This window comes from Streptomyces sp. NPDC001406, assembly GCF_042895285.1.
Lineage (GTDB): Bacteria > Actinomycetota > Actinomycetes > Streptomycetales > Streptomycetaceae > Streptomyces.
Map to the genome: position 1 here is coordinate 319316 of NZ_JBIAWG010000011.1, position 13845 is coordinate 333160.

Consider the following 13845-nt stretch of genomic DNA (forward strand, 5'->3'; position numbering starts at 1 on the left):
GGCCCGGGGCCAGGGAGGCTCTCCCCGGCCCCGGCGCGGTCACGGCTTGCGGGCGACCGCCCCGTACATCGCGATGTCCTCGTCCCGGATGTTCTGCTCGCCCGTGCCGTCCGGGTGCCACTTGTGGACCTGGACGATCCCCGGTTCGGTCAGCTCCAGGCCCTCGAAGAATTCATGGGCCTCGTCGATGGTGCGCAGCCGCATCGGCATGTTGCGGGCGGCGTACTCACGGGCGACCCGGCCCACCTCCTGTGGCGCGAACTCGGCGGTGCCGATGGACATCGCCAGGTAGCTACCCGAGCAGAGCGGCTCCAGGAGGCGGCGTACGACGCCGACCGCGTCGTCCTCGTCGAGCATGAAGTGGACGATGGCGATGACGGTGAGGGCCACCGGCTGTGTGAGGTCGAGGGTCTCGCGCAGTTCGGGTGCGTCCAGGATGGCGGCCGGGTCGCGGAAGTCGGCCTCGATGTACGACGTCTTCTCTCGGGCGCGCTGGCGAGCAGCCCCTGGGAGAGGGTGAGGACGATGGGGTCGTTGTCGACGTAGACGACCCGTGACCCGGGCGCCACCGACTGGACGATCTCATGGAGGTTCGGCGAGGTGGGGATGCCGGTGCCGATGTCCAGGAACTGGCGCATCCCCGCCTTCTCGGCGAGCCGGCGCACGGCACGGTTCATCCAGTCCCGGTTGGCGCGCATATGGATGGGGAGCGCGGGCCACTCCCGGGACATGGCGTCGCCCGCCTCCTTGTCGGCGGGGTAGTAGTCCTTTCCGCCGAGGATGTAGTCGTAGATCCGCGCGGAGTGGGCGTTCTCGGTGTCGATGCGGTCGGCCGGCCATCCGTTGTCGGGCAACGCCATGTCTCCCATTCGGTCGGGGGCTGCGGGGGCAACGAGGTCAAGTCCAACTCTCATTGACAGCAGGGGGGTTCAGAGGAGGAAGTCGGCGTCACCCGCCTTCACTCCCGTCAGGAAACTCGTCATCTCGCGCGGTGTGAAAACCAGCGCGGGCCCGTCGGGATCGGTCGACTGGCGCACGGCGACCCGCCCGTCGGCGAGCTTCTTTATCACCTCCGAGCTCGTCACCAACGCGGTCACGCACTCCGCCAGTGAGCGGATCGTGTGCCGGCTGCACACCACGGCGCACCGGATCCGCATCGAGGTCGAGGACCAGAGCCGCGGCCCCACGCTCCCGACGCCCCGCCGTCCGGGCCCCGAGGACCAGAGCGGGCGCGGCCTCTTCCTGGTCGATGCCCTGAGCAGCGGCTGGGGAGTCACCGCCGCCCATGACAGGTCCGGTCGGATCGTCTGGGCGGAGTTGTCGCCGCGGGCGGACACACCCCCGGCAGCGGCCCCGGCTCCCGAACGGCCCCTCCCCCACCCGGCCGAAGGACCCGTCACAGAGATCGCACCGGGCCCTCGTCGATGTCGGTGTCGGTGTCGGTCACGGACGTCGCCGTAGGGCCCGGTGCCTGGGCTCAGTAGCCGATGGAGAAGGTGGCGTCTGCCTTCTCGGTGGCCGTGGAGACGGGGTCGATGCGCAGGACGTAGTTGGAGTGCCTGATGTAGCGGGTGGGGAAGTTGTACGAGCGGAACGACGTCCAGGTGGCGTCGGCGAGGCCCGCGGTCTTGTAGAACGTGGCGTCCTGGGCGAACGTCGAGGTGCCGTCGTCGGTGTCGAGTTGCAGTTGGTAGTTGTAGTGCCGCAGATAGCGGGTCGGGTAGTTGGCCGACTGGAAGGAGACACCCGCGCTGTCGGCCAGACCGGGCACGAGCTTCCACTGGGAGTCGGTGTACGGATCGAAGGGGTAGGCGTCGATCCGGCCGATGTAGTTGGAGTGGCGGACGTAACGGTCCGGGTAGTTGTAGGACTTGAGCCGGTTCCAGGCGGGGGCACCCCACTTGGCCACGAGGTCGGTGTACTCGGTGGTGGTGATCGGCTGGATGGAACCGTGCTTGGAGTTGACCGGCTGGGTGTAGGCACGCTGGTCCAGGGCGGTCCAGGTACCCGCGGCGAGGTCGGTGCTCTGCCAGGCGTAGAAAACGCCGTTGGGGGTGTAGGTGTCTCCCCACAGGTACCAGGCGCCCGACGTCTGGGACTTGACGAGGATCGGGGCCTCGGTGCCGCCGTGGGCGACCGGTGTGCTGAAGGCGGTGAAGCTGCCGGGGTCGAGCGAGGAGGACTTGGCACCCACCAGCGCCTGGGCGGAACTGCTCTTGAAGTAGAGGTAGTTGACGCCGTTGATGTCCACCGCCATGTCGCCGTCGATGACGTCGTAGCCGGGGTCGAAGAAGACCTGCGGGGTTGTGACGGTCCGGAAGTCGGTGGTGTGGTTCACCATGATCACGTTGTGGCCGCTGGAGTTCACGGCCGAGTAGATGATCGCGTACTGTCCGCGTCCCGCGTCCCAGAACGCCTCCGGGGCCCAGCTGTGGGTGTTCATGTCGTGGAGCTTCAGCCGGCGGTAGCCGGTGAAGGTGCGCAGGTCGGCCGAGTCCCAGACGTGGATGTACTGGCTGACATAGCTCCAGTCGGTGCCCTTGAGGTCGGTCGCGAGCACGACGAAGGCGCCGTTCTGCTTGCGCAGGATGAACGGGTCGCGCAGTCCGAGCGCCCCCTCGGTGGGCGTGACCACGGGGTTGTTCTGGTTCAGCGGCATCCAGCGCAGCGAGTCCGTGCTGACGGCCAGATGGAGGCCGTAGTCGGTGCCGGTGCCGTTCGGTGACTCGGTGAAGTACCCCATGACGTAGGCCGAGTCGGCGGCGTGCGCGGGGCGCGCCCCGAGTGTCAGATCGGTTGCCGCGGCCAGGGGCACGGCCGCCGCCATGCCGAGGAAGAGCCGTCGCGACGGCATGGCGGGGTGGGGGTCAGCGCACATCTGCTCTCCAGGGGGGACGTGTAGAGCCGTTCGAAATGTTCGAGGAGTTCGAGGAGTTCGAGGAGTTCAGGGAGAGGTTCGAGATGCCGAACAAGGTTCGGTGAACCGATCAGAAACTAGAGGGGCAGATGTGGCGCGTCAATCCTTCTGCCACACGGAAGTCAAGCCTGTGTGCCACTTGCCCCCTGGGCCAGTGCCGTGACCTCGGCGGCCGTCAGTGTCCTGCCGTACACCCGGAAGTCGTCCACCGCCGCCTTCAGATACGGGTCGGGATACTGGGACCTGCCGATGTAGCCGTTCCGGATGTGGTTGCCGAAGTAGCGCGGTTCGACCGTGACCGCCGCGTTCCGGCCCACTTCCCGGCCGTCCACGTAGAGCACGGCGGTTCCCGCGCCGTACGTCACGGCCACGTGCACCCAGCGGTCGGTGGGCAGTGGGTCGGCGTCGATGCGCTGCTCGGCTCCTCCGCCTCCGGCGGTGATGGCGTACCGGAAGGTGCCGGCGTCGCTGCGCGGGGTCAGGAACATGTTGGCGCTCACACCGGTGCCGAAGTCGAACACCCGGCTCCAGGTCGCCGGCTGCCCGGTCAGGCTGACCCAGGTCGCGACCGAGTATGCGGACGCTCCGGCCAACAGGTCCTCGGCGAGGGCGACATGGCCGTCGTCGCCGTCCAGGGCCACGGCACCGGCAATGTGGCCCTGCGTCCAGGACGCGCCCCCGGCGAGCGACGCGGCCCCTCCGTTGCCGGTGGCGTCGGCGGCCGTCGTGCCGGAGGTCTCGTCGAAGGGGTGCCAGGCCGCGAACTCGGGGGGCGCGGCGGGTGGTCGGCCGGTCAGCCAGTAGACGTTGTAGTGCTGGTGATGGACGCGGGCGATCGGCAACAGGGGGACGGTCCTGCCGTCGGCGGTCGCCGTCAGGCGCAGCGGGTCGGCCGATGTCCGGCGGATCGAGGCGATGTCGAGCCGCGGCAGCCAGGGGTTGGCGGTGTCTCCGTAGGCGCCGGCCAGGACCACGGGTCCGTACAGGACGGCCCGGACGTCGGGGTCGTCGGGTGTCGCCTCCACGGTCGTCCGCATGGGCAGCGCGACCTCGACGCGGTCGCCGGTGCGCCAGGTGCGGTCCAGGGTCAGCCGACTGCCCGCCGCCGGGCGGTCGGAGAGGGTGCGTCCGTTGAGCCTCACCCGGGCACCCAAGGCCCAGGCGGGGACGCGGACCACCAACTGGTGTGCGGCACCTCCGGCGGCGACGGTGAGCACGGTCGAGGAGGCGTCGGGCAGGTTCGTGGTCTGCCGCCAGGTGATGCCCTTCTCCCGCCAGTCGACCTGGGACGGGATGAACAGGTTGACCAGCAGCCGCTGTTCGTCGTGCGTGTAGATCGTGTCGGCGAACTTGGCCTGGGTCTCCATGCCGGTGCCGTGGTCGCAGGAGAAGTTGTCGTAGTCGGTGGAGTAGGCGTCGGGGTCCGTGCCCATGAACGAGGGCTGCTGCTTGAACGCGCCGGGAGCGAGACCGGTGTAGTAGATGTTGAAGCCGTGCGCGGATTCGGGGTCCTGCTCGCCGAGCATCTGGTTGAACAGGGTGCGCTCGTAGTAGTCGAGGAGGTCGGTGCGGTCCGGGGCGTGGAGGTGCAGCAGCCTGGTCAGCTTGAGCATGTTGTAGCTGTTGCAGTTCTCGCAGGTGCCGTTGGACAACTGGCCCGCGATGACGTCCGGTTCGTGGAAGGCCTCGCCGTTGCTGTTGCCGCCGATGACATAGGTGTGATGATCGGTGACGATCCGCCAGAAGTTCTCGGCGATGGTGCGGTAGCGCTCGGGCAGGCCCTCCTGCCACAGCCGCATCGCCCCGACCATCTTCGGGATCTGTGTGTTGGCGTGCAGCCCGGCCAGCCGGTCCTCGTTCGCGGCCAGCGGGTCGAAGACCCGCGCGTGTGTGAAGCGCTCGGCGACGTCCAGCCAGACGGAGTCGCCGGTGATCGTGTGCAGATCGGCGAGTACGTCGTTCATGCCGCCGAACTCGGTCTCCAGCACGCGCTGCATCTGATCGTGGCTCAGCTTGGCGGTGCGCCGGTCGACCCATGCGCCCATGCCGAGGACCACGTCCAGGGCCTGGCCGTTTCCCGCCAGCCGGTACTGGTCGACGAGTCCCGCCATGATCTTGTGCAGGGTGTAGTACGGGGCCCAGACGCCCGTTCCGGCCTCCAGCCGGTCGAAGAAGCTCTCCGGAAAGGCGGACAAGTAGCCCTTGCCGAGGCCCGCCGACTGCGACGCGGTCTGGCACACGGCCAGCTCGGCGACCAGTTGACGGCCCTTGTCGCGCAACGCGGTGTCCCCGGTGTTGGCGTGGGTGAGGGCGAGACCGGAGAGCAGATGGCCGGTGGAGTGTCCGCGCAGCTCGACCGAGGGCCCCTCCCAGCCGCCGCAGGGCCGGGCGGTACTGGGCAGACCGACGTTGCGACGGAAGGTGTGCAGCAGGCGGTCGATGTCGACGAAGCGCAGATAGGCGGTGTTGCGGCTCTGGTTGTCCTTGAACGGCCCGGCCAGCAGGGAGACCGCGCCGAGGGGGAAGGGCTGCACCTGTGGGGCGTTCACCGGGCGCGCGGCGGTGGGGCGTTGTGCCGCGTGGGCCGCGGGGCCGCCCGTCAGGTTCAGGGCGGCGGCCGCACCGGCAGCGGCGAGGAAGGTCCGTCTGCCAAGAGGTGGGATCACGAAATCCTCCGCATGTCGATGACATGGGGCGGAGAGTCCCGTCCCCGCCCCACTGGCGCTTGTTCGAAATATCGAAGACTGTGCGACATGCTGTGCAGGGCTCTACGGTAGAGGACTGACTCCTGATGTCAATGACACCCGGGGACACCCGGGAGACCTGCTGAGCCGGACTCACGCGTCCGGGCCGGGACTTGTTGTGGTCGTGGTCATGGCGCACGCTGTTCCGGGCACGAGTCATGATCGTGCGGACCGGACGGTGCAGGCCGAGGAACGGGGAGGAAGCCATGGGCGACGGGATGTCGCGGGCGATGTGGGAGCGGTACGAGCCGGTGCACGACCTCGTCTACTTCACTCCGGAGGCACGTGAAGCCGCGGACGGGCTCGGGATGCGCGGCTTCTGGATGGGGTACTTCGCGCTGCGCGCGGCGCCGCTCGGTGCGGTGCCCGCCTGCGTCGTGACCGGATCCTTCTATGTCTTCCATCCCGACCGCGTGGCGCGGGCGCTGCCCGACGCATGGGGATACGCCGGCCCGGCCGACGCCCTCGCGGCGCGGCAGCAGGCGATGGACGCCGCGATGACCCGGCTGTTCGGCGCGGACGTCGTCAACTCGTCGGAGATGACCGAGGCCGCCGATCTGGCCTGGGAGGCGGCCACGGCCGCGGACACGGCCGGTCGCGTACTCGCCGCCGCCAACCAGGCCCTGGACCGTCCCGCGCCGGCGCATGTACGGCTCTGGCAGGCCCTGACCACGCTCCGGGAGCACCGGGGCGACGGGCACTTCGCGGTTCTGGTGGGTCAGGGGCTGGGCCCGGTCGAGGCGATGGCGCTGAAGGCGGCCGCAAGTGAAGGGGACCGGGACATACTGCGGGACACCCGCAAGTGGGAGGCCTCGGCATGGCAGGCGGCCGAGAGCGCACTGCGCGAACGCGGGTGGCTCGGGGAGGACGGGGCTCTGACCCCGGCAGGCACCGCCGGGCGCGCGGCCGTCGAGGCGCAGACCGACGCAGCCGCCGAGCGACCGTGGACCGCTCTGGGCGCGGACCGCACCGAGCGCCTCGCCGACCTCCTCGAACCACTGGCCCGGACCGTCTGGGACTCCGGGGTGCTGCCTTCCGGCAACCCGGTCGGCGTGCCCCGGCCTGGCCCGGCGCCGAGGTGTCCTTGAGCGAGAACCGGTCATCCGTCAGGACCTGTTGGCGCAGGCGACGGGAGGAAACCGGCCAGGCCTCGTCGCCGGCTATGGTGCGCACACGCCGCAGCCGGCGCGGCCGTTTCCCGTCGGGATCGGCCTTCGACACCGCATCAGGGTGACGGACGGGGGATTGGCGGAAAACAGTCGTAGGAACCGTCGAAGTGCCGTGTAATTCAGACGTCTTCGGGATGCCGGAGATGAGATTGTGCCGTCCGGGCCCGTCCGGGCCACAGGGGGAGGTAACACCACAGTGAATCGCATGCGCACGTCCACCACGGTCCTGGCCGCGGTCGGAATCGTCACCGCCGCTCAGCTCGGCCTCGCGGGAGCCGCGTCCGCGCAGACCTCGGCGTCGACGAGCTCCGGCTGCCCGATCAACCTCGTGTATCCGAGCCGCTTCTACGTCGACTCGCACGGCTGGGTCACCAACGGCGGCCTGTACTTCGGGCTCAAGAACAAGAGCACGACCAAGAGCTTCTCGAAGGTCACCTTCACGGTCACCGACGTGAAGAACATCCGCTTCGGCACGGCCAAGCCCACGGGTGGCAAGATCACCAAGAACACGACCAAGGTCGTGTCGGTGTACACCCTGACGCTGAAGAAGAAGGCCAGCCTCGGCGTCAAGGTGCCGACGCACCTGCTCAACACCCACACCTACAAGGTGAAATTCACCCTGAAGGGCACGGGCTGGAACTGCGCCTCGGACCAGGGGACCTGGGGCAGCTGATCCCCTCGGACCGTACGCTGGTGGCCGTGGTCGAGCGCGGCGAAACAGCGGGCGAGGGGCCGGGCACCGCGGTGTCCCGGCTCACCGGTCGTCCGGTCACCAGTGTGCGGGCGTTGTCGGGGAACCTTGCCGAGGTAATGCTCGATGGAGGCCGGGCCGTGATCGCCAAGCGTGGTGATCACGGCCCGGGCGCCGTACGGGCCGAGGTGGCCGGGCTGCGGTGGCTGGCCGCCGCCGAAGCGGTCCGTGTGGCGCATGTGCACGGTCACGACGAGCGGTGGATGGTGATCGACCGCATCCCGGACGGACGTCCCGGCGCCGAAGCGGCGCTGCGTTTCGGCCGTGAGCTGGCCGCCCTGCACACCGCCGGGGCACCGGCGTTCGGCGCCCCGCCGCCCGACGGCCCGGTGGAGGCGTACATCGGTCTGGCCCCCATGCGCAACGTCCCCGGCGCCGACTGGCCGCGCTGGTACGCCGAGTACCGCGTGCTGCCCTATCTGCGCGACGCCGTCGACAACGGCACGGTCCGCCCCGGCGAGGCCACCGTCGTCGAGCGCGTCTGCGAGCGGTTGCCGGAGCTCGCGGGCCCCGCCGAGCCGCCCGCCCGGCTGCACGGCGACCTGTGGCACGGCAATGTGCTGTGGGGAGCCGACGGTCATGTCTGGCTCATCGACCCGGCCGCGCACGGCGGACACCGCGAGACCGACCTGGCGATGCTGCACCTCTTCGGCTGCCCCCACCTGGACCGCGTACTGGAGGGCTACCGGGAGACCGCGCCCCTGGCCGAGGGCTGGGCGGACCGCATCGGCGTGCATCAACTGTTCCCGCTGCTGGTGCACGCGGTGCTGTTCGGCCGGGGATACGCAAAACAGGCCCTCGCGGTCGCCCGCCGGGCCGCGGCGGCCTGACCGGACCGAGGGACGGCCGGACTACTCCCCCGCGTCCGGGAGCTGGATCTGGCCGGACTTGATGTAGCGGGCCAGGTTGAGGTGGTCGCCGTGCTCCTCGCGCAGCCCCTCCGCCCACAGCACGCTCTGGGTGCCCTCGTGCTTGACCATGCCCGGACTCACCCCGATCCGGAAGCCGCCGGGCAGGGGCTTGCCGTCCTTGTAGGGCAGGAAGTCGAGTGGCCCGGGCCCGTCGGAGGCGTACACCGCGCAGTCGGACAGCACCGCCACCGGGTACTGCCCGGTCGTCCGGGCGGTGGCGAGCATCTTGCGGTGCATGTTGATGCGGGCCTTGGAGATGACGGCGGCACGGATGTCGGGCCGCCACGTCGGCCGTTCCAGCGCCGGCCAGCGCTCCCCCGGGCGCCATCCGGTGCGGGCCCGCTCGCGCAGCTTTCCGATGCCGCCCTTGACCGTGGCCTTGATCGCCGCCAGCACCAGGGCCAGCTGCGGATCCCGGTCCTTGTGGCCGTCCATCGCGGCCAGGAACTCCTCGGGCGTCATGCCGGTGGTCACGCCGAGGTCGGCCATGGTCGCGACGTACGCGTCACGCAGACGGGTGTACCAGGCGTCCAGGTACGGGCCGTGCTCGGGACGGACGTACGCCTCCAACGGGGCGACCTCATAGCCGAGTTCCTGCGCGTACGCCACGGTCGGCGTCGCGTACCAGGCCGGGCCGAGCGGCGCGTCGCCGTCCGGGGTGAACGGGCTCGGCAGGCGCGGGTCGAGCCGGATGTGGGAGAGGTCGACCAGCCAGGAACCGGGCAGCGACGCGTCGAAGGCGGGGTTGTGCGCATGGACCGGCGCGCCGAGGCCGACGACGGTGCGGTTGGCGGCCGCCGCGAAGGCCATGTTGACGTCGATCCCGACGAGGTACGGCTGCATGCACTCCTCGTCGGTCAGCGGCCGGGCCCAGTCGTAGGCCTCCTCGCGCAGGATCTCGGCCGGGGTGCGCTGGTGGAAGCGCGGCAGATGGGCGAGGAGCGGATGGCCGTCGGGGGCCTCGCACGGGGCGCAGTCCACCGCCCGGGTCAGCGCGCCCGGGTTCGGGGCGGACACCCACTGGTCGTGGTCGTCCTTCACCGCGCGGGTGGGCGGGTGCAGCGCGGTCATCAGCTCCAGGCCGGTGACGGCGGTGGAGCCGCGTGGGGTGAGGACCCTGTCTGCATAGGTGCCGAGGATACGGGCGAGTTCGACGGGCGGCAGTTCGGCGGCGTCGCCCCAGTGCCGGGCGTCCAGGGCGTGCCAGGCGGGAATGCAGAGCTGGACGCAGTTGCGCCGGCCGCCCTGGGCGGGCCGGTAGATACGGGCCCATGGGCCGAATCCGCGCTTGGTGAGCTGCCAGTCGGCCTTCTTCAGCTGCCGGACCGCCCTGTGGGACTCCGGGATACGGCCCGCCAGGCGCTCCTCGTCGCTCAGTTCGGCGGGCAGCCCGTAGCGCTCGCAGGCCGCCGCGGTCAGTACGACGAGGGGGTCCGCGTCCTTGCCCGAGCGATGCAGCCGCGGCTGCCCGAGCATCGCCTCGGCCAGCGTCCACTCCACCAGCGCCGGGAGCGACTTCGCGGGCACGTCGAGGACCAGCCCGCCGACGCAGTACGCGTTGACCTCACCGTCGGCCGCGTCGACCACGGCGAGGGGGCCGTGCGCGAAGCGGGGGTCGGCGGTCTCGGCGGGGGCGGACTTAGGGGTGTTCCGTGGGGTGTTCCGGGGGGCCTTGGCCGCGCCCTTCCTAGCGGCCGGACGGCGCGACGCCGGAGCCGGTCCGCGCCCGGCCGCTCCCGATGCCGGGCGCGCGCCGGACGACTCCCCGCCTGACGACTCCACGCCGGACCGTCCCGTCTCGGCCTCGTCCCCGGCGGGCCGCTGCCCGGCACTCGCGCCACCGGCCGGACTCTGCCCGGCGGACGGCTGCCCACCGCCCATGGCCGACGCCTGATGCCCGACGGCCGCCTCTCCGCGGTCGCCCGAGTCGCATGGCGGCGCCCCGTCCTCGACGGCGGCCCGCCCGCGCTCCGGGCTCGTGCCCGAGGCGGTCAGTCCTCGCGCGTGCGACGGCGGTCCGCTCAAGGCCGGGTCCGCCGCGGGCGCGTGCGGGGATCCGGGACCCGCGCCCGTCGCCGGTGCGGGAGGCGGCGCGGCCGGATAGCGGTGGGCCAGGCCGTCGAGGAGCCGGCGGTAGGCCTCCAGGCGTTCGCCCCTGGGCTCGGCGCGGCCCGCCTCCCAGGCCTCGATGCTCGGCACCCGTACCCCGAGCGCCTGGGCCACGGCGGCCTGCGTCAGCCCGGCCGTCTCACGCAGCCTCACCCGCTCCGCGGGAGCGGGAAGCACGGTGCCGCCGTCGACGGCGGCGAGCAGGGAGTCGACAGCCGCGAACAGCTCATCGGGCTGGTCCGTCATTTCCACATCCGTCTTTCTACCTGACGCCCTGGCGGATCTCTTCGAGCCGGGTCGTCAGCCGCTGATGGCGCTGCGAGGCGGCCTGGGAGGAGTTCAGTCCCTGGTACCCGGCGATCTGCCGCCAGTCCATGCCGCGCCGCCGCGCCTCCATGACCACCTGACTCTCCAGCCGGTCCAGTTGATGGCGCAGATCGTCGAAGAGGCTCAGTGCCGCGCCGACGTCGTCCACCGTCACCTCCGGCACCGGGGTGTCGGCGGCCGTCAGCAGCCGTCCGAGCAGTGCCGCGTCCCGGGCGAGCCGGTGTGCCGGGGCACCGTCGTCGACGGGACGGTCCCCCAGGGCGGACAGCCGCCTGCGGGCCTCGTCGTCCTGGGCGTCATGTGCCATGCGGGCATGCTATCCCAGCCATCCAACGAAACAACGTTCTGTTGGTTCCTTAACGGCAGCTTAAATCGGGCTGAGATTACTCAGAGTAAGGAAACCAACCAGGCGTTCGATTCGTATAAGTGCATGGAAGCTTTGAACAGGGAGAGACCATGCAACCGTTCACGCTCAACTACGCGCGCCCCGCAGTGCAGTTGGAAGTCACCGCTCCGTACGCGTACGACTCCGGACTGCAGTTGAACGTGTTCCCCGATGGCCGGATCGCTGCGACCGATCACGCAACGCTAAGAGCGCTGGGGACCACGACCTCCACGGCCGGTTCCAAGACGCACTTCGACGACTGACCGCGGATCCCTCCGATGACCGTGCTCATCCTGACTTCCGACGAGGACGTGACGGCGGACATGGTGGTCCTCCGGCTCAACGAGGCCGGTGTGCCCGTGGTCCGACTCGATCCCGCCGATCTCACCAGCCGGGTCGCCCTCTCGGGCGAGTATGTGCAGGGCGTCAGCCGTGGACACCTGTCCATCGCGGGCCGCCTGGTGAGCATGAACGGTCTGCGCTCCATCTGGGTGCGCAGACCGGGAGTCGCGGCCTCCCGGGCCGCCCACCCGACCGCCTGGCTGACCGAGGAGTCCTCCCAGGCGCTGTACGGCCTGCTGCGCTCCACCGACGCCCGCTGGATGAACCATCCCGACGCCGCTCGCCGGGCCCGGCACAAGCCCTGGCAGCTGAAGCTGGCCCAGCGCAGCGGACTGCCGGTGCCGGCCACCCTCATCACGACCTTTCCGCAGGCGGCCCGGGAGTTCGCGGAGCGCTTCCCGGACCTGGTGGTCAAGCCGGTCTCCGGCGCGCATCCGCAGGAGCCGCCCCGGGCGGTGCCGACCAGCCGGGTCGCGCCGGACACCGACTTCTCGGCCGTCGCCTTCGGGCCGACCCTGCTGCAGCGACGGGTCGGAAAGCGCGCCGACATACGGCTCACCGTCGTCGGCGACCGGCTGCTCGCCGCGCGCAAGCCGGTCGCCCCGGACGCCGACCCCGACGACGTGGACGTGCGCTTCGCCCCGTCCGCCGCCCCCTGGGTTCCCGTGGACGTGCCCCCACGTACCGCGGAAGCCGTCCACACCTATATGAAGCAGGCCGAAATCGCCTACGGGGCCTTCGACTTCGCGGAGGACGCCGACGGGATCTGGTGGTTCCTGGAGTGCAACCAGTCCGGCCAGTTCGGCTTCGTGGAGATGGACACCGGGCAGCCGATCGCCCGCTCCATCGCGCAGTGGCTGGCGCAGGACGCCGAACCCGCACGTCCGTACCTCAACGGCGGCGGGAGAATGGCTCCTTGACCGAACTGGCAACGACATCGGGAAGGGGCCACCGCATGCGCGTGGGACTGCTCGGGACCGGACCGTGGGCGCAGGCGGCGTACGCCCCCGCGCTGAGCGGCCACGGTGAACTGGACTTCACCGGGGTGTGGGGCCGCCGCCCGCAGGCCGCCTCGGCGCTGGCCGAGCAGTACGGCACGCGTGCGTACGACGACGTGGACGCTCTGCTCGACGATGTGGACGCGGTGGCCGTGGCGCTGCCGCCCACCGTGCAGGCGGACCTGGCGGTGCGCGCAGCCCGGGCGCGCTGTCATCTGCTGCTGGACAAACCGCTCGCCCTGGACGTCGCCGACGGACGGGCGGTGGTCGAGGCGGCCGAGCGGGCCGGTGTCGCGTCCGTGGTGTTCTTCACCACACGGTTCCAGCAGGAGCCGCAGGCCTGGATCGACGAACAGGCCGCCGTCGCGGGTTGGTTCACCGCCCGGGCGGAATGGCTCGGCGCGGTGTTCACCAGCGACAGCCCGTTCGCCGCCTCGCCCTGGCGCCGGGCGAAGGGCGCGCTGTGGGACGTGGGCCCGCACGCGCTGTCCGTGCTCCTGCCGGTCCTCGGCGACGTCCGCGAGGTGACGGCCGCGGCCCACGGTCCCGGAGACACCGTCCACCTCGTCCTCGACCATGTCACCGGCACGTCGAGCACCCTGACCCTGAGCCTCACCGCCCCGCCCGCGGCGGCCGGGGCGGTGGTCGAACTCCGGGGCGAGGCGGGAGTGACCCTCCTGCCACGCAGCTCGGAAGGGGCGGTCCCGGCCCTCACCCGAGCCGCCGACGCCCTCCTCACGGCCGCCCGCACGGGCCGCCCGCACTCCTGCGACGCGGCGTTCGGCCTGCGGGTCACCGAGATACTCACGACGGCCGAGGCCCGCCTCAACGGCAAGACGGCATAGGCCGCGTCCGTTCACGCTGCGTCTCAGTCCTCGTCTCAGCCCTCGTCGAACGGTTCGTCACTCCACCGGAACCAGGCCCGGTCCCCCTCTATGCAGCAGGAACTCGGGGACGGGCCCGTCCGGCGAGGACAGGGACACCCGGCGCCGGATCTCGTCGCGCAGGGCGACACGCATCCAGTCGGGGCGGTGCCGGGCCGACCGGGACGCGTCACGCGTGCGCAGCGGGTCGGGCATGGTGTCGAAGACATGGCCGGTGCTCTCGTCGAGCGTGTGGATGACCGGACCGGTCATGGATTCCTCCGGGATGCGTACGTCGTGGAGCGCTCCCGGTCAGGTCAGATGTGGCA

General features: G+C 70.8%; 13 protein-coding genes and 1 pseudogene. 7 read left to right on the top strand and 7 right to left on the bottom strand.

Annotated features, from left to right (window positions below):
* Window positions 1-39: 39 nt before the first annotated feature.
* Window positions 40-854: pseudogene (locus tag ACFY1J_RS27375) on the bottom strand (SAM-dependent methyltransferase).
* A 75-nt stretch (window positions 855-929) separates the two neighbouring features.
* A complete protein-coding gene (locus ACFY1J_RS27380) occupies window positions 930-1187 on the bottom strand; it encodes a DUF397 domain-containing protein (RefSeq protein ID WP_390709610.1) in 258 nt (85 codons plus the stop codon).
* On the opposite strand from ACFY1J_RS27380, the gene ACFY1J_RS27385 reads away from it, so the two are divergent.
* Window positions 1120-1461 (top strand): ATP-binding protein, encoded by a 342-nt coding sequence (locus ACFY1J_RS27385; protein ID WP_390709611.1) that lies wholly within the window; start codon window positions 1120-1122, stop codon window positions 1459-1461. The two genes, ACFY1J_RS27380 and ACFY1J_RS27385, sit on opposite strands and share 68 nt — an antisense overlap.
* A gap of 16 nt (window positions 1462-1477) precedes the next feature.
* On the opposite strand, the gene ACFY1J_RS27390 is transcribed toward ACFY1J_RS27385, so the two are convergent.
* Window positions 1478-2878 carry a glycoside hydrolase family 43 protein gene (locus ACFY1J_RS27390; protein ID WP_390709612.1) on the bottom strand — a complete coding sequence of 467 codons (1401 nt, stop codon included), beginning with the start codon at window positions 2876-2878 and terminating at the stop codon, window positions 1478-1480.
* Window positions 2879-3039: 161 nt separating this feature from the next.
* Window positions 3040-5583, bottom strand: coding sequence for a beta-L-arabinofuranosidase domain-containing protein (locus ACFY1J_RS27395; protein WP_390709613.1), 2544 nt, complete (start codon window positions 5581-5583; stop codon window positions 3040-3042).
* A 284-nt stretch (window positions 5584-5867) separates the two neighbouring features.
* Between ACFY1J_RS27395 and ACFY1J_RS27400 the strand changes: the two genes are divergently transcribed.
* The 3 genes from ACFY1J_RS27400 to ACFY1J_RS27410 all read left to right on the top strand — a co-directional run bounded on the left by ACFY1J_RS27400 (window position 5868) and on the right by ACFY1J_RS27410 (window position 8411).
* Window positions 5868-6749, top strand: coding sequence for a hypothetical protein (locus tag ACFY1J_RS27400; RefSeq protein ID WP_390709614.1), 882 nt, complete (start codon window positions 5868-5870; stop codon window positions 6747-6749).
* Window positions 6750-7035: 286 nt separating this feature from the next.
* On the top strand, window positions 7036-7503 hold the full coding sequence (locus tag ACFY1J_RS27405; protein ID WP_390709615.1) for a hypothetical protein: 468 nt from the start codon (window positions 7036-7038) through the stop codon (window positions 7501-7503).
* 26 nt (window positions 7504-7529) lie between these two features.
* Window positions 7530-8411, top strand: a complete 882-nt coding sequence (locus ACFY1J_RS27410) for a fructosamine kinase family protein (protein ID WP_390732150.1) — start codon at window positions 7530-7532, stop codon at window positions 8409-8411.
* Between the two features lie 21 nt (window positions 8412-8432).
* Here the strand turns inward: ACFY1J_RS27410 and tap are convergent, their stop codons facing one another.
* Together tap and ACFY1J_RS27420 are read right to left on the bottom strand one after the other, a co-directional pair.
* Window positions 8433-10847, bottom strand: coding sequence for a telomere-associated protein Tap (tap, locus tag ACFY1J_RS27415; RefSeq protein WP_390709617.1), 2415 nt, complete (start codon window positions 10845-10847; stop codon window positions 8433-8435).
* A gap of 16 nt (window positions 10848-10863) precedes the next feature.
* Window positions 10864-11235 carry a hypothetical protein gene (locus ACFY1J_RS27420; RefSeq protein ID WP_390709618.1) on the bottom strand — a complete coding sequence of 124 codons (372 nt, stop codon included), beginning with the start codon at window positions 11233-11235 and terminating at the stop codon, window positions 10864-10866.
* A 149-nt stretch (window positions 11236-11384) separates the two neighbouring features.
* On the opposite strand from ACFY1J_RS27420, the gene tgmA reads away from it, so the two are divergent.
* Genes tgmA through ACFY1J_RS27435 form a run of 3 tightly spaced genes read left to right on the top strand, consistent with a single transcriptional unit; the run spans window position 11385 to window position 13498 of the window.
* On the top strand, window positions 11385-11576 hold the full coding sequence (tgmA, locus tag ACFY1J_RS27425; RefSeq protein ID WP_263205316.1) for a putative ATP-grasp-modified RiPP: 192 nt from the start codon (window positions 11385-11387) through the stop codon (window positions 11574-11576).
* A 15-nt stretch (window positions 11577-11591) separates the two neighbouring features.
* On the top strand, window positions 11592-12575 hold the full coding sequence (gene tgmB / locus ACFY1J_RS27430) for an ATP-grasp ribosomal peptide maturase (RefSeq protein ID WP_390709619.1): 984 nt from the start codon (window positions 11592-11594) through the stop codon (window positions 12573-12575).
* A gap of 35 nt (window positions 12576-12610) precedes the next feature.
* The gene (locus ACFY1J_RS27435) at window positions 12611-13498 is read left to right on the top strand and encodes a Gfo/Idh/MocA family protein (protein ID WP_390709620.1); all 888 of its coding nucleotides are present in this window, start codon (window positions 12611-12613) and stop codon (window positions 13496-13498) included.
* 57 nt (window positions 13499-13555) lie between these two features.
* On the opposite strand, the gene ACFY1J_RS27440 is transcribed toward ACFY1J_RS27435, so the two are convergent.
* On the bottom strand, window positions 13556-13789 hold the full coding sequence (locus tag ACFY1J_RS27440) for a hypothetical protein (protein ID WP_390732174.1): 234 nt from the start codon (window positions 13787-13789) through the stop codon (window positions 13556-13558).
* Window positions 13790-13845 lie beyond the last annotated feature (56 nt).

Bases quoted from the DNA above. Each gene is read 5' to 3' on its own strand.
- ACFY1J_RS27390 (WP_390709612.1), bottom strand. From the start codon at position 2,878: ATGTGCGCTGACCCCCACCCCGCCATGCCGTCGCGACGGCTCTTCCTC.
- ACFY1J_RS27400 (WP_390709614.1), top strand. From the start codon at position 5,868: ATGGGCGACGGGATGTCGCGGGCGATGTGGGAGCGGTACGAGCCGGTG.
- ACFY1J_RS27405 (WP_390709615.1), top strand. From the start codon at position 7,036: ATGCGCACGTCCACCACGGTCCTGGCCGCGGTCGGAATCGTCACCGCC.
- tap (WP_390709617.1), bottom strand. From the start codon at position 10,847: ATGACGGACCAGCCCGATGAGCTGTTCGCGGCTGTCGACTCCCTGCTC.
- ACFY1J_RS27420 (WP_390709618.1), bottom strand. From the start codon at position 11,235: ATGGCACATGACGCCCAGGACGACGAGGCCCGCAGGCGGCTGTCCGCC.
- tgmA (WP_263205316.1), top strand. From the start codon at position 11,385: ATGCAACCGTTCACGCTCAACTACGCGCGCCCCGCAGTGCAGTTGGAA.
- tgmB (WP_390709619.1), top strand. From the start codon at position 11,592: ATGACCGTGCTCATCCTGACTTCCGACGAGGACGTGACGGCGGACATG.
- ACFY1J_RS27435 (WP_390709620.1), top strand. From the start codon at position 12,611: ATGCGCGTGGGACTGCTCGGGACCGGACCGTGGGCGCAGGCGGCGTAC.
- ACFY1J_RS27440 (WP_390732174.1), bottom strand. From the start codon at position 13,789: ATGACCGGTCCGGTCATCCACACGCTCGACGAGAGCACCGGCCATGTC.